This window comes from Neobacillus jeddahensis (assembly GCF_000612625.1).
Classification (GTDB): Bacteria; Bacillota; Bacilli; order Bacillales; family Cytobacillaceae; genus Neobacillus; species Neobacillus jeddahensis.
The window spans coordinates 97086-114964 of the sequence record NZ_CCAS010000006.1 but is presented as its reverse complement, the minus strand read 5'-3'; the positions used below and the strand labels follow the sequence as shown (position 1 = coordinate 114964).

At 38.8% G+C, this 17879-nt stretch carries 17 protein-coding genes, 1 tRNA gene and 1 riboswitch; of the genes, 17 read left to right on the top strand and 1 reads right to left on the bottom strand.

What is annotated here, in order from left to right; genetic code table 11:
- Positions 1-84 precede the first annotated feature (84 nt).
- The 3 genes from trxA (at position 85) to TY15_RS04640 (ending at position 3943) form a co-directional block, all read left to right on the top strand.
- A complete protein-coding gene (gene trxA, locus TY15_RS04655) occupies positions 85-399 on the top strand; it encodes a thioredoxin (protein ID WP_040207728.1) in 315 nt (104 codons plus the stop codon).
- A 140-nt stretch (positions 400-539) separates the two neighbouring features.
- The gene (uvrC, locus tag TY15_RS04650) at positions 540-2312 is read left to right on the top strand and encodes an excinuclease ABC subunit UvrC (protein WP_040207729.1); all 1773 of its coding nucleotides are present in this window, start codon (positions 540-542) and stop codon (positions 2310-2312) included.
- 70 nt (positions 2313-2382) lie between these two features.
- Positions 2383-2560: riboswitch (Lysine riboswitch) on the top strand.
- A 168-nt stretch (positions 2561-2728) separates the two neighbouring features.
- A complete protein-coding gene (locus TY15_RS04640; protein WP_040207731.1) occupies positions 2729-3943 on the top strand; it encodes an aspartate kinase in 1215 nt (404 codons plus the stop codon).
- Between the two features lie 55 nt (positions 3944-3998).
- Here the strand turns inward: TY15_RS04640 and TY15_RS04635 are convergent, their stop codons facing one another.
- Positions 3999-4451 (bottom strand): YslB family protein, encoded by a 453-nt coding sequence (locus TY15_RS04635; RefSeq protein WP_392391360.1) that lies wholly within the window; start codon positions 4449-4451, stop codon positions 3999-4001.
- 425 nt (positions 4452-4876) lie between these two features.
- Here TY15_RS04635 and TY15_RS04630 point away from each other — a divergent pair, with 425 nt between their 5' ends.
- The 14 genes from TY15_RS04630 (at position 4877) to TY15_RS04565 (ending at position 17812) form a co-directional block, all read left to right on the top strand.
- Complete coding sequence (locus TY15_RS04630) at positions 4877-5488, top strand: succinate dehydrogenase cytochrome b558 subunit (protein ID WP_040207733.1); 612 nt, start codon at positions 4877-4879, stop codon at positions 5486-5488.
- Positions 5489-5583: 95 nt separating this feature from the next.
- Positions 5584-7335, top strand: coding sequence for a succinate dehydrogenase flavoprotein subunit (gene sdhA, locus TY15_RS04625; RefSeq protein WP_040207734.1), 1752 nt, complete (start codon positions 5584-5586; stop codon positions 7333-7335).
- 21 nt (positions 7336-7356) lie between these two features.
- Complete coding sequence (gene sdhB, locus TY15_RS04620) at positions 7357-8118, top strand: succinate dehydrogenase iron-sulfur subunit (RefSeq protein WP_040207735.1); 762 nt, start codon at positions 7357-7359, stop codon at positions 8116-8118.
- A gap of 194 nt (positions 8119-8312) precedes the next feature.
- On the top strand, positions 8313-8894 hold the full coding sequence (locus TY15_RS04615; RefSeq protein ID WP_040207736.1) for a class D sortase: 582 nt from the start codon (positions 8313-8315) through the stop codon (positions 8892-8894).
- 194 nt (positions 8895-9088) lie between these two features.
- The gene (gene gerE, locus TY15_RS04610) at positions 9089-9313 is read left to right on the top strand and encodes a spore germination transcription factor GerE (RefSeq protein ID WP_007087335.1); all 225 of its coding nucleotides are present in this window, start codon (positions 9089-9091) and stop codon (positions 9311-9313) included.
- A 432-nt stretch (positions 9314-9745) separates the two neighbouring features.
- On the top strand, positions 9746-11605 hold the full coding sequence (locus tag TY15_RS04605) for a PAS domain-containing sensor histidine kinase (RefSeq protein WP_052353696.1): 1860 nt from the start codon (positions 9746-9748) through the stop codon (positions 11603-11605).
- 205 nt (positions 11606-11810) lie between these two features.
- Positions 11811-12260: a MarR family winged helix-turn-helix transcriptional regulator gene (locus TY15_RS04600; protein ID WP_040207738.1), complete on the top strand. Its 450-nt coding sequence runs from the start codon at positions 11811-11813 to the stop codon at positions 12258-12260.
- 15 nt (positions 12261-12275) lie between these two features.
- Entirely contained in the window at positions 12276-13070 is a 795-nt protein-coding gene (gene racE / locus TY15_RS04595; RefSeq protein ID WP_040207740.1) for a glutamate racemase, read from the top strand.
- Positions 13071-13328: 258 nt separating this feature from the next.
- Entirely contained in the window at positions 13329-14384 is a 1056-nt protein-coding gene (locus tag TY15_RS04590; protein WP_040207741.1) for a GerMN domain-containing protein, read from the top strand.
- Positions 14385-14536: 152 nt separating this feature from the next.
- Positions 14537-15292, top strand: coding sequence for a ribonuclease PH (gene rph, locus TY15_RS04585; protein WP_040207743.1), 756 nt, complete (start codon positions 14537-14539; stop codon positions 15290-15292).
- A 12-nt stretch (positions 15293-15304) separates the two neighbouring features.
- Positions 15305-15919 carry an XTP/dITP diphosphatase gene (locus TY15_RS04580; protein WP_040207744.1) on the top strand — a complete coding sequence of 205 codons (615 nt, stop codon included), beginning with the start codon at positions 15305-15307 and terminating at the stop codon, positions 15917-15919.
- Positions 15912-16424 (top strand): metallophosphoesterase, encoded by a 513-nt coding sequence (locus tag TY15_RS04575; RefSeq protein WP_040207745.1) that lies wholly within the window; start codon positions 15912-15914, stop codon positions 16422-16424. The genes TY15_RS04580 and TY15_RS04575 overlap by 8 nt, the downstream gene beginning before the upstream one ends.
- A gap of 107 nt (positions 16425-16531) precedes the next feature.
- A tRNA-Arg gene (locus tag TY15_RS04570) sits at positions 16532-16608 on the top strand.
- A gap of 187 nt (positions 16609-16795) precedes the next feature.
- Positions 16796-17812, top strand: a complete 1017-nt coding sequence (locus tag TY15_RS04565; protein ID WP_040207746.1) for a tetratricopeptide repeat protein — start codon at positions 16796-16798, stop codon at positions 17810-17812.
- Positions 17813-17879: the final 67 nt, after the last annotated feature.

Genomic DNA, 17879 nt, shown 5'->3' with positions numbered 1-17879 from the left:
TTGCGAGACATATTATTAGCATGATATGACACACAAATGGTATACTTTCCGTAGTATTTCAGTATTCATTAGGAGGGCAATAAAATGGCTATTTCACATGTAACAGATCAAAATTTTGCAACTGAAACAGGTTCAGGCCTTGTACTTGTAGATTTCTGGGCGCCATGGTGCGGACCTTGTAAAATGATAGCTCCAGTTCTAGAAGAACTTGATGTTGATATGGGCGATAAAGTGAAGATTACAAAGCTTGATGTGGACGATAACCCACAAACAGCCGCTAACTTCGGTGTTATGAGTATTCCAACATTATTGGTATTCAAAGATGGCGAAGTGGTTGATAAAGTAGTTGGCTTCCAACCAAAAGATGCCTTAGCAAGTGTCTTAGAAAAGCACGTATAATCTTTCTAAAATATAAAAGCCTTAGCTAGAATTCGTTCTGGCTAAGGTTTTTTGTATTTACCAAACTCTCCTACTTCCCTTTATTGGTCATTTGCTTTAGAATTTTAACAGATATTATATGACGGATGGGAGTGGCCGGAATGAATGAAAATATTAAGCAAAAACTGACATTGCTGCCTGATCAGCCTGGCTGCTATTTGATGAAAGACCGTCAGGGGACGATTATATATGTTGGGAAAGCAAAGGTATTAAAAAACCGCGTTCGTTCTTATTTTACTGGGTCACACGATGGTAAGACACTAAGACTTGTCAATGAAATTGAGGACTTTGAATACATTGTTACCTCTTCTAATATAGAAGCCTTACTTCTCGAGTTAAATCTGATTAAAAAATATGACCCAAAATATAACATCATGTTAAAGGATGACAAAAGCTATCCGTTTATCAAATTGACGGCAGAGCGGCATCCGAAATTGATCATTACGAGAAAAGTAAAAAAAGATAGGGGTAAGTATTTTGGTCCATACCCCAATGTCGGGGCAGCAAATGAAACAAAAAAGCTGCTCGACCGAATTTATCCGTTACGAAAATGCTCCACCTTGCCTGACCGTGTCTGCCTGTACTACCATTTAGGACAATGCCTGGCACCATGTATCAATGATGTGAGCGAAGCACAATATAAGCAAATGACCGACGAAATTACACGTTTTTTAAATGGCGGCTACAAGGAAATTAAAAAAGAACTCACTGAGAAAATGATGGCTGCTTCGGAAGAACTTGATTTTGAAAGAGCAAAGGAATTTCGCGATAAGATTGTCCATATTGAGACCATTATGGAAAAACAAAAAATAACCATGACCGATTTTACTGACCGTGATGTTTTTGGTTATGCGGTTGACAAAGGTTGGATGTGTGTCCAAGTCTTTTTTGTCCGTCAAGGAAAGCTCATTGAACGGGATGTCTCGTTGTTTCCTATCTATAATGAACCAGAGGAAGAAATCTTAACGTTCCTGGGCCAATTTTATGCAAAAGCAAATCACTTTAAGCCAAAGGAAATTCTGATTCAGGACGAGGCAGACCTTCAGATGGCGGAGCAGCTCCTTGAAGTTAAAGTCTTGCAGCCACAGCGCGGGCAAAAAAAGGATCTCGTTAAAATGGCGATAAAAAATGCGAAAATTGCTTTGAATGAAAAGTTTTCTCTCATTGAAAAGGATGAGGTAAGAACAATTAAAGCAGTTGAAAATCTTGGAGAACTGATTGGCATTTATACACCACATCGGATTGAGTCATTTGATAACTCTAACATCCAGGGGACAGATCCCGTTTCGGCCATGGTTGTTTTTATTGATGGTAAGGCAAATAAGCGGGAATACCGAAAATATAAGATAAAATCAGTTCAAGGCCCTGATGATTATGAGTCCATGCGAGAAGTGACGCGAAGAAGATATACACGGGCGTTGAAGGATGATTTACCGTTGCCGGATTTAATTATTATCGATGGTGGCAAGGGGCATGTGGAGGCCGTACGAGATGTCCTTGAAAATGAATTAGGCTTGGATATCCCCTTAGCAGGACTCGTAAAGGATGAAAAACATAGAACTTCACAGCTACTGTATGGGAATCCGTTGGAAATTGTTCCGTTAGCGCGTAACAGTCAGGAATTTTATTTATTGCAACGAATTCAAGATGAGGTGCATCGCTTTGCGATTACGTTTCACCGGCAAATTCGTGGGAAGAGTGCCTTTCAATCCTTGCTCGATGATATTCCAGGCATTGGAGAAAAACGAAAGAAATTATTACTAAAACATTTCGGTTCGGTGAAAAAAATGAAGGAAGCTAGTTTCGAGGAATTTACTGCTCTAGGTTTACCCTCCGCCGTTGCAGAAGAATTAATGAATAAACTTCGTTCGTAAGGATTGTCAGAAAAAATAGAACATGCTATAATAGGTGAAAATTTAAATTACTATCACTTTATAGTACTAAAGTGAAGGTAGAGGTGCGAGCTTCAAGAGTAGTGGTTCTGAGGAGGATGAGCTTCGAAGATGGATCATGAAAGGGGATGTTCGCCGAAGTAATAAAAGTCTCATTTCTTTTATTGCTGGTTCTGTATTAAATAAATGCAGGATTGTCAAGACGATTGTCTTGGAGAGCTATCTTACGTTATTTGTACAGGAATTTATTTCTTCGTGTTCAAAAAGCAATGAGATGCCCTTCTCATTGCTTTTTTTATATGAAAATGAAAGAGCACATATAGCGAAGTGCGTTAACCGATTGGTGCCTTTACCTAAATAGTTGTTTGAGTTGAAAGTAATCGAAAGTAGGGGAAGAGATGGGTTTAGTAGTCCAAAAATTCGGAGGAACCTCCGTAGGTAGTGTGGAGAGAATATTAAATGTAGCAGCATGTGTAAAAGAAGAAACAGAGCGAGGGAATAAGGTTGTGGTGGTCGTGTCGGCAATGGGGAAATCTACCGACCAGCTTGTCAGTCTTGCAAAAGAAATTTCCGATCAACCAAATAAACGAGAAATGGATATGCTTCTTTCGACAGGAGAGCAAGTAACCATCTCCCTTTTGTCCATGGCCTTAAATCAACAAGGGCTAGATGCTGTTTCCTATACAGGCTGGCAGGCAGGAATCTTAACTGAACCTGTTCATGGAAATGCCCGAATTGCAAAAATCAATACAGAGGCTATTCAATCACAGCTCACAGAAGGGAAGGTTGTGATTGTTGCCGGATTCCAAGGAATTACAGAGGACGGTGAAATCACCACGCTTGGACGGGGTGGCTCTGATACAACAGCCGTTGCGCTAGCTGCTGCATTAAAAGCAGATAAGTGTGATATTTATACAGATGTTACCGGGGTATTTACGACCGACCCAAGGTATGTGAAAAAGGCACGAAAATTATTGTCAGTTTCTTATGATGAAATGCTAGAGCTTGCTAATTTAGGTGCGGGTGTACTTCATCCAAGAGCAGTGGAGTTTGCTAAAAACTATCAAGTACAGTTAGTTGTACGTTCAAGCATGGAAAAAGTAGACGGAACAGTCATAGAGGGGGAAGCAACAATGGAACAAAATTTAGTGGTGCGTGGGGTTGCGTTTGAAGATGAAATCACAAGGGTTACTGTCTTAGGCCTTACGAATTCATTAACAAGTTTATCAACGATTTTTACGACCTTAGCGCAAAATCATCTTAATGTAGATATTATTATCCAAAGCACGACAGAAGGAGGAACCGCTAATCTATCCTTCTCTATCCATACGAATGACTTGCTTGAGACAGTAAAAGTTCTTGAAGAAAATAAAACAGTACTGGGGTACGAACAGCTCGATGCAGAAAATAAATTAGCAAAGGTATCAATTGTCGGTTCAGGTATGATTTCCAATCCAGGAGTGGCCGCGAAAATGTTTGAAGTCCTTGCTGAAAATAATATCCAAATAAAAATGGTTAGTACATCGGAAATAAAAGTATCCGTAGTTATCGAAGAAAAAAATATGCTAAAAGCAGTAGAAGCCCTACACACAGCATTTGAACTAGGCGAATAGGAAAAATGGTGTCAGGCACCAAAACGGGTGCCTGACACCATTACTAACAACATGATTAAACGGGATCCTTTGTATCCCATTTAACTGTGAATTGAACTTTGTTCGACTTTTTGACAGGATGTTCAAAGGCTTCGGCGATGACTTCTTTTTGAAGTTCAATTTGCTGAGCAAGGAAACCTGCTTCAAGCTGGAAAAAATGTTCCGCTTTTGATTTCACCCGTGAGACAAGCAGAGGAGTGGTAAGTTCAATTTCAATTTCATTTTTTGCTTCTTTTTTTACTACTAGCTGCCCCCAAGAGGCATTGGAGAAGAATTCAATAATTTGATCAAAATCAGCTAAAGGAAATTTTCGTGCTAGACGCTTGCCCGCCCAATATAAGATTTCTGGAGTATCTTTCCCTAGAATCTCAGGTAAAAGGACTTCCCTGATTAATTCATAACCGAATATCGATATGGTTCGTGGTTCAGCATCATTCATAGTGACATTAACGACTGTACTTTCTTTCACATGTTTCCCCTCTTTCTATCATTCTATTATATACAATTTAGATAAAGTTTCAGTATGTTTTCCTTGGTGAAAACTTTATTATAGTACAATATTTACACCTATCTACCATCATAATTATCTTTTCCATTAATGTACAAAAATTCAACCGTAAGATGTTGGAAATAAAATGATTAATATTGGATGGATTGCAAATATAAACCAATGATATTTTAAATAGAAGCAGGTCTATTACAATATCAATATATTTTAAAAATTTTCTTTTTTTACTAAAGTTTGTGTATCCGTTTTCTTGACGCTCTAAAAGGATGGGAGTAAAATGGACATGTCACATTATTGTCACAGTGATGCTAGGTTAAGAATCTTTAAGGGGAATAAAAAGGAAGAAACTTAACATCATTTTTTTTAAATTAAAGGGGGGTAAAATAATGGCAGGGAATCGAGAGTTTGTTAATCGCAGATTACATTCATTGCTGGGAGTCATTCCAATCGGAGTATTCTTAATTCAGCACCTTGTAGTTAACCATTTCATCACAGGAGGACCGGAGTCCTTCAATAAGGCTTCAGATTTTATGGGGAGTCTTCCATTTAAAATTGTCCTAGAAACCGTAGTGATCTACTTACCATTGTTATATCATGCAATCTATGGACTTTATATTGCTTTTACTGCAACCGGCAATGTCAATCGCTTTAAAACCTACAGAAACTGGATGTACATTTTACAGCGTATAACAGGAGTTCTAACATTAATTTTTATCGCATGGCATGTATGGCAAACACGTGTGGCCGCAGCCTTTGGTTCCGAAGTTTCCTATGATATGATGCATGATATTTTGTCATCACCTTTTATGTTCGTCTTTTATCTTGTTGGTATACTTTCAGCAATCTTCCATTTTGCTAATGGATTATGGTCATTCCTTGTTAGCTGGGGAATCACAGTATCACCTCGGTCACAACTGATTTCTACATATGTAACAGTCGGTATTTTTGTTGTTCTATCAATTATTAGTGTTCAAACACTGATTGCATTTGCTTTTTAATAGAAAACGAATGTATTTATCTAAATATTCAATGAAATAAAATGTTTTATTAGTCGGAGAGTTATTGTAATTTGGATTAAGGGAGTGAGTCACGAATGGGTAAAGGTAAAGTGATTGTAGTCGGCGGCGGTTTGGCCGGCTTAATGGCTACCATCAAGGCTGCAGAATCAGGAACACCGGTAGAACTGTTTTCTCTTGTTCCGGTGAAACGTTCTCACTCTGTTTGTGCCCAAGGTGGTATTAATGGAGCAGTAAATACAAAGGGTGAAGGGGATTCCCCGTGGATTCACTTTGACGATACGATTTATGGCGGAGACTTCTTAGCCAATCAGCCTCCAGTAAAGGCAATGTGTGAAGCAGCACCTGGGATTATTAATCTATTTGACCGGATGGGGGTTATGTTTAATCGTACGCCAGAAGGTTTACTAGATTTCCGTCGCTTTGGTGGTACACAGCATCACCGTACAGCGTTTGCGGGTGCAACTACAGGACAGCAATTACTCTATGCTTTAGATGAGCAAGTTCGACGCCATGAAGTAGACGGACTTGTTACGAAATATGAGGGCTGGGAATTCTTAGGCGCTGTTGTTGATGATGATGGCGTTTGTCGTGGAGTTGTGGTCCAAAATCTAAAAACGATGGAAATTAAATCATTTGCCGCAGATGCTGTCATCATGGCAACAGGCGGCCCTGGAATTATTTTTGGTAAATCTACTAACTCTGTTATTAATACAGGCTCTGCTGCATCAATCGTGTATCAGCAAGGCGCTTCCTATGCAAATGGCGAGATGATTCAAATTCATCCAACTGCCATCCCTGGTGATGATAAACTCCGCTTAATGAGTGAATCAGCACGTGGTGAAGGCGGTCGTATTTGGACATATAAAGATGGTAAACCATGGTACTTCTTAGAGGAGAAATATCCTGCTTATGGTAACCTCGTACCTCGTGATATTGCCACACGTGAAATTTTTGACGTTTGTGTTCGTCAAAAGTTAGGAATTAATGGAGAAAACATGGTATTCCTTGATTTATCACACAAGGATCCACATGAATTAGATGTAAAACTAGGTGGAATCATCGAGATTTATGAAAAATTCATGGGTGATAATCCACGAAAAGTTCCTATGAAAATATTCCCTGCTGTTCACTATTCAATGGGTGGACTTTGGGTTGATTATGACCAAATGACGAGTATTCCTGGTCTATTTGCTGCCGGTGAGTGTGATTATTCACAACATGGTGCGAATCGTCTTGGGGCAAACTCCTTGCTTTCTGCAGTATATGGAGGAATGGTTGCTGGTCCCAATGCTGTCAAATATATTGAGGGACTTGAAAAGAGCTCTGAAGCTATTTCTTCTACAGTGTTTGATCGTCATGTGAAAGAGCAGGAAGAAAAATGGAATTCCATTATGTCACTAAATGGTACTGAAAATGCATATGTACTTCATAAAGAACTTGGTGAATGGATGACAGATAATGTAACGGTTGTTCGCTACAATGATAAACTTCTCCAAACGGATGAAAAGATTCAAGAACTTCTTGAGCGCTATCAAAATATCAACATTAATGATACATCAAAATGGAGCAACCAAGGTGCAGCATTCACAAGACAATTACAGAATATGCTTCAACTAGCACGCGTTATTACGATTGGTGCATACAACCGGAATGAGAGCCGAGGTGCTCACTATAAACCTGACTTCCCGAAACGGAACGATGAGGAATTCTTAAAAACAACAATGGCAAAATTTGTTGATTCTAAATCTGCTCCTGCCTTCCATTATGAAGAAGTCGACATCTCGTTGCTTAAGCCTCGTGAGCGCGATTATACTAAAAAGCACTAATAGAGAGGGGAGTAGGTTAGAATGTCTGAAAAGAAAAATGTGACTTTTATCATTACACGTCAAGATAGCCCGGATACTGCTCCTTATGAGGAGAAATTCGAAGTACCTTACCGTCCAAATATGAACGTTATTTCGGCGTTAATGGAAATTCGTAAAAATCCCGTAAATGCGAATGGACAGGCTTCTACCCCAATCACTTGGGAAATGAACTGTCTGGAAGAGGTTTGTGGTGCATGTTCAATGGTGATTAACGGCAAACCGCGTCAATCATGCTCGGCACTAGTTGATCAATTAGAGCAGCCAATTCGCTTAGCACCAATGCGAACATTCCCTGTTGTTCGTGACCTTCAGGTTGATCGCAGCAGAATGTTTGATTCTTTGAAAAAAGTTAAAGCTTGGATTCCAATTGATGGAACGTATGATTTAGGTGCAGGACCACGTATGCCTGAGAGAAAACGTCAATGGGCATATGAGCTTTCGAAATGTATGACATGTGGCGTCTGTTTAGAGGCTTGTCCGAATGTAAACAGCAAATCCGATTTTATGGGACCAGCAGTATTTAACCAAGTTCGTTTATTTAATGCTCATCCAACTGGTGAGATGAATAAGGCCGAACGTTTAAATGCGTTTATGGAGGATGGCGGTATGCAAGGCTGTGGGAACTCCCAAAACTGCGTGCAAGCATGTCCGAAAGGGATTCCTATTACAACCTCTATTGCAGCTGTAAACCGTGATGCTACTATGCAAGCATTTAGAAACTTCTTCGGAAGCGATCAAGGGTAAGAGATAAGCGAAAGTGTCTTGACTAGGGGCGCTGGAGCAAGACAAGTGATAAGCGAAATACTTTTAACCCTCCTTTTCTACAAAATAAAAGGAGGGTTTTGTCGTTATATAAAATAAGAAATTTAATAGTCCATTTGTGTGCCATTTGGTATACTTAAAGAAAATGTCCCTATGAAAAAGGAAGGTACTTGATAGTGAAAGCTAAGCTACCCCTGTTTATTATTTTGCTCGGACTTATTCTATTGGGTGTTGGATTGTGGCAATACGTTGATATGAAAGTACAAACAAAGACCTCGCTCAAGCATGCAAAGGAACTAGTCTCTAAACCACTGGGTGATAAACAAATAAATTCTAAAGAAAAAGCTGCTCCTCCAGAAATGGGTGATACAGTTGGACTATTAACCATCCCCAAGATTAAAGCGGAATTAGCGATCGTTGAAGGGACAGATCCAGATGATTTGGAAAAGGGAGTAGGCCATTACAAAGGCTCTTATTTTCCTGGCGATAAGGGGCAAATTGTTTTGTCCGGACATCGAGACACAGTGTTCCGTAAACTAGGCGAATTGGAAATAGGTGATTCACTCAAGATAAAAATGACGTATGGTTCCTTTACCTACGAGATCACCCATACAAAAATTGTAAAGTCTGACGACACCAGCATTATTACCTTACAAAAACAAGAGGAAGAATTGATCCTCACCACCTGCTACCCTTTCCGTTATGTAGGAAATGCGCCAAAACGATATATTATTTATGCAAAGTTGAAAAGTTCCTAAGCTGATGGGGGCTTTTTGTTTTTGAACAATCCAAAAAAGTGGGAATAGGATCTATAATTTTTTAGGTAAAATCAAACTCCAAATAGTAAAGTAAATATAGTCACTACATTTAGATCGTTTACATAAGATATGTTGACTAAATTTATACCCACCCCACGATTCATTACTGGCGAAGGCAAGGAGGGTTACAATACTTGAAGGAGAATGATTATAATCACAAGCCATTACTCACCAAACGAGAACGAGAAGTATTCGAACTTTTAGTCCAAGACAAAACAACGAAAGAGATCGCTGGTGAACTTTTTATAAGCGAAAAAACAGTAAGAAACCATATTTCAAATGCGATGCAAAAGCTTGGTGTTAAGGGGCGTTCACAAGCTGTTGTAGAGCTCCTTCGAATGGGAGAGCTAGAACTTTAATGATGATCGGCCTCCGAGATTTTGGAGGCCGGTTCATATTTCAATTAGGAAAATTCACAGGTTGATTTTCTATACCAATTGCTTTTTAGTGAAAAAAAGAACTTTTTCATCATAATAAGAAAAATCAGACGCCACTGATTGGATGGAAATTGAATATTTCTTACATAACTGAATGGAAAATAGTAGAAATATATTGAAAGTTTCCTCAGTAAAATTTACAATTGAAGTTAGGTTAAAAGAAAAATAGCATTTTCCTAATAAATTAATGATTCTTTTGGCATCTAATAAATACATATTAATCTGGCAAATTATATTAGAATAGAAGTGAATGAAACTTGTTTGAGCTAGACACAAGCCAAGATGGGAGTCTTTCTCATCTTGGCTTTTACTATTTCGTATATAGAATGGTTAGAAAGGAATTGATTGAGAAAGATGAACGGTTCTGTTGAGGCAATCAAAAATGAGAAGAAAGTGCTTTTATTAGATTATGTAGATGAAAATCTTGGTAAATATAAAACACTGTTCACTTCTAATCAAGACAGTATATTTACTGTAGATATCGAAGGAAATTTAGTTCAGGGGAATCCCGCCTTCGAAATGATTTCAGGATATTCAACAGAAGAAGCAAAACAACTAAAGTTACAATTACTATTTCCGCTAGATCACGTAAATAAGGTATTCCATCATTTTCATAAAGCAGTACTAGGCCAATTTGAAAATTTTGATTGTAAGATGACCAATAAAAGTGGACAGTTAATTGATCTTAATATAACAAATATCCCAATTAGTGTGAATGATCAAATCGTCGGAGTTTGTGCGGTTGCAAGGGATATAACCGAATTGAAGCGTCAGAAACAAGAGCTACGAAAAGTAGAAGAGATGCAACGCATCTTAACAAACAATGTCCTTGATCTGTTTATTTGCACTAACTTACAAGGGGAAATTCTTTATGTGTCTCCTTCGTGTGAACATATCCTAGGCTATACTGCGGAAGAAGTTCTCCAACAAAATTGCTTTTCCTTCCTCCATTTGGATGATACGGAAAAGGCAGTTATCAATTGTAAAAAAGTACTTGGCGGTATGGAAAATCGCAGGGGTAGTTATCGGATCCGGACAAAAGGCGGGGATTATATTTGGGCGGAAACCCTTAGTAAGCCAATTATTGATCCTGACACCCGTCATGTATTAGAGGTAGTAAGTGTGGTTAGGGATATATCAGAGCGACTGAAAGTTGAAGAAGAGCAGAATAAGCTCGAAGATACATATCGGGATCTCGTTGAATATTCGCCAGATGCAGTTATGATCGCTAGAGATAATGAGATTCTTTTTATTAACGATACAGGGGCAAGATTATTAGGAGCAATAAAAAAAGAGGATATTTTTAGCAAAAAAATAAATGAAATTATCCATCCTGACTATCATGAAATTGCAAAAGAACGGATTGATATCGTGACAAGTGGGGAAGTAACAAATTTCTTCGAGTACAAATTGATTCGACTAGATGGAACAATATTTGTAGCAGAAGTAAAAGAGATCCCTACCTTTTACCAAAATGAACCCGCAAGGCATATTATTATGAGGGATATTACAGAAAGGAAAAAAACGGAAGAATTATTACTTAACTCCGAAAAATTAAATGTGGCTGGACAGCTAGCTGCAGGTATTGCTCATGAAGTGCGAAATCCTCTCACTGCAATAAAAGGATTTCTTCAGTTAATGGAGACACAATTTGCGGGTAAACAAGACTACTTTGAGATTATTCAGTCAGAGATGGATCGGATAGAACTTATCCTTAGTGAGTTATTAGTCCTTTCAAAACCACATGAGTTAAAATTTGAAACAGTCGATTTAATTTCGCTTATTGAGAGTGTTAAAACATTAATTGATACACAAGCTATTCTGAATGGCATTCAAATAGAGACGATTCATACTTGTAAAAATCTTATTATAAAATGTGATAAGAATCAGTTAAAACAAGTTTTTATTAATATCTTAAAAAATGCGATTGAGGCCATGCCTGATGGAGGTCTCATCACTATTGAGTTGAAAAATTACAGTTTTAATAAGATAAAGATATTAGTTAAAGACACTGGAAAGGGCATGCCGCCTCATATATTAACTCGTATCGGAGAGCCATTTTTTACAACAAAGAAGGATGGGACAGGCTTAGGGATTATGATTTCTAAGCAAATTATCGAAAATCATGATGGAACGATTCATTTTTGGAGTGACAAAAAGGGAACAATGATCGAAGTAATATTACCGATGGCGAAGCGGGAGGCACTTAAATAAATTTCAAGAGAATCAGAGGCAGGGGGAACCGGTATCCGAAACAGGTACCGGTCTTCCATGTCTTCAATTGGACTTCATTTAATAGATTCAGCTTGAAATTTTGGCGAAAAAAGTGGAAAATAAGGACAGGCAATAAGAGTAATTCAGTTGGTCTTGTTGTTTTTTAGTTAGTCAAGTGGAACCTATTAATAGGGGTGTTAGATAAATGGAACTAGAAAATTCACAAAAAGTATCTGTAGATATTTTTGCCAATATTGAAAAGGATTTACGTTATATATCCGGAATTATCAAGCAAAAGGGTCGAGAAATGTTAAGTCATTATAAGATTACTCCTCCCCAATTTGTAGCCTTACAATGGCTTTTTGAAGACGGTGATATGACAATTGGTGAGCTTTCGAGTAAAATGTTTTTGGCTTGTAGCACGACAACTGATCTTGTAGACCGAATGGAGAAAAATCTATTGGTTGAACGGGTTAAGGATCCAAATGACCGTCGCGTTGTTAGGATTCACTTGCTTGAAGAGGGGAATAGAATCATTGATGAAGTCATTAAAAAGCGTCAAGTCTACTTGGAAGAAGTGTTAAAAAACTTCTCAGCGGAGGAAATGAAACTCCTCCAACTTAACTTGATGAAGTTACATCAGGAAATGCGTTAAAAAGAGGCGAGATTTTTGAAGCAACCAATAGGAGTTATCGATTCTGGAGTCGGTGGATTAACCGTCGCCAAAGAAGTTATAAGGCAGCTTCCAAATGAGAAAATTATCTACTTGGGAGATACTGCACGCTGCCCGTATGGTCCAAGAACAAGGCAGGAAGTAAAGAAATTCACATGGGAATTGACTACGTTTTTATTAGAAAAACAGATTAAAATGCTGGTAATAGCCTGTAACACTGCAACGGCAGCTGCTCTAGATGAGATCCGGAAGGAATTGTCCATCCCGGTTATTGGGGTCATTAATCCTGGGGCACGGGCGGCCATTAAGCGGACGAAGAACTATCGAGTAGGAGTTATTGGTACTGTAGGAACGGTTAAAAGTGGCGCCTATGAAAGGGCTTTGAAATCTCTTAATAGTCGTCTATTTGTCACTAGTCAAGCTTGTCCGAAGTTTGTTCCGCTAGTGGAGAGCGGTGAATATAATGGACCAATTGCCGAAAGAATTGTCAGTGAAGCGCTGAAGCCGTTATTGGATCAGAATTTAGACACATTAATTTTGGGATGCACCCATTATCCTTTGCTTGAGCCACTAGTTAAAAATGTTATGGGTGACGGGGTTCATGTGATCAGCTCAGGTGACGAAACGGCACATGAAATAAGTGCTATACTCCAGTACAATGGACAACTTGATACATGCGAAGAAGAGCCAGAACATGAATTTTTCACAACAGGCTCAAAGTCCATCTTCTCAAAAATAGCATCACAATGGCTCGGTGTTCCCATAAGCAACGTCGATAGTATAAAATTATAGCCATACCTAGAGCTCTGATTAACAAGATCGGAGCTCTTTTTATTGTAGAGCCCATCCGTGGACATTGTCCTTCACAGAAGGACGATGTCCACGGATGGTGCCTGACACCATTTGTAACTCTACTAATCTAACTAACTGGTTTTTCCTATCTTTTTTGAAATTTTTTTATTTTTATTCCGTTTTTCTTGCATCTCGCGGTCTAATTTCTCTTAAGGCTCGTATACATGATAGTACAAACTGTCTTAGGGGGGAATTTATGTGATTAAAAATAAAGTGAAAATCATTGGGGTGACGGTGCTAACTTCAACTGTGCTCCTTTCAGGATGCGGGTTGTTTGGTGCTGAAACACAAAAGAAAATTGATCCGCCAAAAACGGTTTCAGTTGCGGAGGAAAAAGCTAGCAAAGAAACAACGGCGAAGGAAAAGAGTGAGGTTGAAAATACTGTAAAAACAGAACTTTATTTGATCGATAAGGATGGATATGTGGTACCCAAAACGTTAGCACTTCCAAAAACCACTGCTGTCGCAAAGCAGGCCCTTCAGTATTTAGTAGCCAATGGTCCGGTCACGGATATGCTCCCGAATGATTTTAGAGCAGTCCTCCCCGAGGATACGGAACTTTCTGTTGATATCAATAAAGACAATGGCGTAGCAACTGTGGACTTTTCTAAAGAATTTAAAGACTATAAACCCGAAGATGAACAAAAGATTCTCCAGTCTGTCACATGGACTCTAACTCAATTTGATGGTGTCAAGTCAGTCAAACTAAAAATGGATGGTCATGAACTAGCAGAAATGCCTGTTAGTGGCACCCCAATTAGTGAAAACCTATCAAGAGCGACAGGTATCAATATTGATACAACCGATGTCGTTGATATTACCAATACAAAACCAGTAACGGTCTACTATATTGGTGGTGAAGAAGGTTCCTATTACTATGTCCCAGTCACACGCAGGGTTAGTAATAATGAAAAGGACCCATATGTTGCAGTCGTCAATGAACTGATTAATGGACCAAGTTCAAAATCTACGTTAGTATCTGAATTTATGTCGGACGTAAAACTACTGGAGGCTCCAAAATATCAAGACGGTACAGTAACTTTGAACTTTAATGAAAATGTCTATGGTAGTTTTGAAGAAAAAGAAATTTCTCAATCATTGCTAGATACACTTGTCCTGTCATTAACTGAACAGCAAGGGGTCGAAAAAATTGCCATTCAGGTAAACGGCAAGGCTGAAATAAAGAATGACAAAGGGAAAAAATTAACTGAACCAGTTACTCGACCAGAAAAAGTAAATACAGGTAGTTTTTAAAAAAAATTTTTTGTTATACTATATAGTGTCAATGAAAGAGGTTGGCTTGAAGGCCGCCTCTTCTTTATTTGTAAAAGGGCAGAGCGCGGCCCAAAATGGTGGATGAAGAAATGATTCAAATAGGAAAACAGATTACTAAAGGAGGTAGTTTCTTGAGGGTTGATGGAAGAGAACCATTACAATTAAGACCCATACATATTGAAACAAATTATTTAATGCATCCAGAAGGTTCTGTCCTTATTTCTGTAGGGAATACAAAGGTAATTTGTACGGCAAGCATAGAAGATCGTGTACCACATTTTATGAGGGGTGAAGGGAAAGGCTGGATCACGGCAGAATACTCGATGCTGCCGCGGGCAACTGCGTCGCGAAATATTCGCGAAGCCTCAAAGGGAAAGGTCTCCGGACGAACAATGGAAATACAGCGACTGATTGGTCGTGCCCTTCGTGCGATTGTCGATCTTAGTGCAATAGGTGAAAAAACCGTTTGGATCGATTGTGATGTGATTCAAGCTGATGGTGGTACACGGACGGCCTCGATTACAGGTGCATATGTGGCGATGGTCTTAGCCCTAAATGGACTTGCAGAGAAAAAGTCATTTTCAAAGTTTCCGATTACCGATTATTTAGCCGCCACAAGTGTGGGGATGCTTACAGGCGGCAATATCGTCCTGGATTTAAACTATGCTGAAGATTCCAAGGCAGAAGTTGATATGAATGTGGTCATGACAGGATCAGCTGAATTTGTCGAATTACAAGGTACTGGTGAAGAAGCCACCTTTTCCTATGATCAGCTTCAAGGTTTGCTACATGCTGCGCAAGAGGGTTTAATGGAGCTGTTTGAACAGCAGAAAACGGCACTTGGTGAAGAAATTATAAAAAAAATAGAGATAAGAAGAAAGAAATAAGAGGCGATTAGAATGAAAGAAGTTATTATTGCAACTAAAAATTCTGGAAAAGCAAGGGAATTTGAGCATATCTTCGCGTCAAGAGGGATTGAGGTCCGGACATTACTAGATTACCCTGAAATTCCCGAGGTGGAGGAAACCGGAAGTACCTTCGAAGAAAATGCTATTCTAAAAGCAGAAGCGGTAGCTCGGGCCCTCAATAAGATGGTCATTGGCGATGATTCAGGTTTAATCGTGGACGCTCTCGAAGGGAGACCAGGCATATATTCGGCCCGATATGCAGGCGAACCGAAGAATGATCAGAAAAATACAGATAAAGTACTGTCTGAATTGGCAGGTGTTCCTGTGGAAAAGAGAGCGGCTAGGTTTTATTGTGCTTTGGCGGTTGCGATACCCGGTCAAGAAACAAGGACGGTCTCAGGCACTTGTGAAGGTCTGATTCTCGAAGAGCGTCATGGAACAAATGGTTTTGGATATGATCCGGTTTTTTATGTGCCGGAAAAGGGGATGGCTATGGCAGAGCTGTCATCTGATGAAAAAAATAAGATCAGCCACCGTGCCCATGCTTTAGTGAAACTTGATTTGATCGTAGATTCGATTGTTGAAGGTGCTGAGCAGAATGGCTAAGGTACTAATTATTAGTGATAGTCATGGATTGACGAGAGAACTCGTGGACATTAGGGAAAGACATTTACAAGAAGTAGACTTACTGATTCATTGTGGTGATTCACAATTGATGCCAGATGATAAAGCCATTTCCGGATATTTAACCGTCATGGGAAATTGTGATTTTGAAAGCAGCTATCCACTCGAAACGATTTCAGAGGTTGAGGGAAGAAGGTTCTTTATTACCCATGGACATCGCTATTCGATTAAATCTACTTTAATGAATGTAAAATATAAAGCAGAAGAAGTAAATGCCGATATCGTCTGTTTTGGTCACTCACATATTTTAGGTGCAGAAGTGATAGATGGAAGATTATTTTTAAATCCAGGCAGTATTCGTCTGCCGAGAGAACGACTAGAAAAAACGTATGTTATCCTTGAATTACTGGACAAGAAAATCAAGATGACAGTTTTTGAAGTAAATGGTCGGGAAATAGCGGCTTTGGCACGGGAGTTTGTATTGTAACCATGGTGGGGGATTGCCCCGCCAGGTTACTTAAAATAATCACCTAAACCTGTTGACTTCTAGACATTAGGGTAATATAATAAATCTTGTCTTTGATAATTAATAATGTCCCAGTAGCTCAGCCGGATAGAGCATACGCCTTCTAAGCGTACGGTCGGGAGTTCGAATCTCTCCTGGGACGCCATTATCTTGTATCAGTTAATCTACATACCAAAATTTCAACTCACCTATAAAGGTGAGTTTTTTTTATAAGATAAGCGTATAAATTTTGACTTTGAGAATTGTCCAGCTCCAGGCGCCATTGGTGAGTTTTCTTTATTATTCCATTATGTTACACTATTTCTCAATGACATACTGAAGGACGGATTCTTATGAAAAAACGGGAACAAGTAAAACGAAAAGATAATCTGATTTTCTTTCCCGGACTTGACAAGAGATTAGCAGACAAAGGTCTTGAGAGCCTTGAAAAGAAAAAATTTAATGAAGCCATTCCTCTCTTAGAGGAAGCGCGAGAATTGGATCATGATAATGATAGTATTTTAGTCGGGTTGGTTGTAGCCTATTTTGAAGCAGGTTCATTTAAAAAAGCGAAAGTACTTGCAAACGAACTTTTATTAAGAGGGGTTGGCGACTATTTTCAAATGGTTGATCTTTATCTGACAGTACTTATTCAACTTCATGAATACCAGGAAATTGTATCGACGATTGAAGCATTAAAAGAAGAAAAAGAGATACCACCTGAAAAACATGATCATTTTTTAACAATCTTACAATTTAGCCAGCGAATGGCGGACAATCATCCCTCATTAGTAGAAGAACCTACGCCGGAGGTTCAAGCATTACATCTATTTACGGATAAAAGCCTTAATGAGCAAATGCTCTTAATTGCCGGTTTGGCAGAGAAAAATATCCGACCCTTTGTAGAAGAAATAGTGGATTATTTAAAAGCGGATACAGGTCACCCCTTTTTAAAAACGATGCTGCTGACACTTCTTAAAGAACAAGAAATTGATAGAGAAATAGTGGTAAAAAAGTTTGCATTAGAAGAAACGGTCAATCCTATATTACTTCCTGAGGTAAGAGTCCAGCCAAGAATCATAGAGGTAAAAGCGTTACTTGCGGATCAATTGGAAAGTACAAATCCAGGACTGTATGAAAATACGCTTGGAATGATCGAACAGACTTTTTTTATTAGTTATCCGTTCGAATTAGAACCAAAAGCAGCTACTTCATGGGCGGCAGCCTTCCATTTACTTGCTCATGAATATATGGGAATGGACCAAGAAATTAGTAGGATGGCAATTAAATATGATGCTGATACGCAGGAAATCATCCAAGCCAAGGAGCAAATCCAGGTAATTGAGAAAATTTCTTACCCTAATATTTAGGTCTCGCTGTTGAAAGAAAGTAAACCTATGATATAATGTAGGGGTTGCATTGTGTAAAAAACTATCT

What these genes read in the sequence shown, in the direction of transcription:
- TY15_RS04575 (WP_040207745.1), top strand. Translation starts at nt 15,912, where the DNA reads ATGGCTAAGGTACTAATTATTAGTGATAGTCATGGATTGACGAGAGAA.
- TY15_RS04630 (WP_040207733.1), top strand. Translation starts at nt 4,877, where the DNA reads ATGGCAGGGAATCGAGAGTTTGTTAATCGCAGATTACATTCATTGCTG.
- sdhB (WP_040207735.1), top strand. Translation starts at nt 7,357, where the DNA reads ATGTCTGAAAAGAAAAATGTGACTTTTATCATTACACGTCAAGATAGC.
- TY15_RS04605 (WP_052353696.1), top strand. Translation starts at nt 9,746, where the DNA reads ATGAACGGTTCTGTTGAGGCAATCAAAAATGAGAAGAAAGTGCTTTTA.
- sdhA (WP_040207734.1), top strand. Translation starts at nt 5,584, where the DNA reads ATGGGTAAAGGTAAAGTGATTGTAGTCGGCGGCGGTTTGGCCGGCTTA.
- TY15_RS04600 (WP_040207738.1), top strand. Translation starts at nt 11,811, where the DNA reads ATGGAACTAGAAAATTCACAAAAAGTATCTGTAGATATTTTTGCCAAT.
- TY15_RS04640 (WP_040207731.1), top strand. Translation starts at nt 2,729, where the DNA reads ATGGGTTTAGTAGTCCAAAAATTCGGAGGAACCTCCGTAGGTAGTGTG.
- trxA (WP_040207728.1), top strand. Translation starts at nt 85, where the DNA reads ATGGCTATTTCACATGTAACAGATCAAAATTTTGCAACTGAAACAGGT.
- uvrC (WP_040207729.1), top strand. Translation starts at nt 540, where the DNA reads ATGAATGAAAATATTAAGCAAAAACTGACATTGCTGCCTGATCAGCCT.
- TY15_RS04580 (WP_040207744.1), top strand. Translation starts at nt 15,305, where the DNA reads ATGAAAGAAGTTATTATTGCAACTAAAAATTCTGGAAAAGCAAGGGAA.
- TY15_RS04565 (WP_040207746.1), top strand. Translation starts at nt 16,796, where the DNA reads ATGAAAAAACGGGAACAAGTAAAACGAAAAGATAATCTGATTTTCTTT.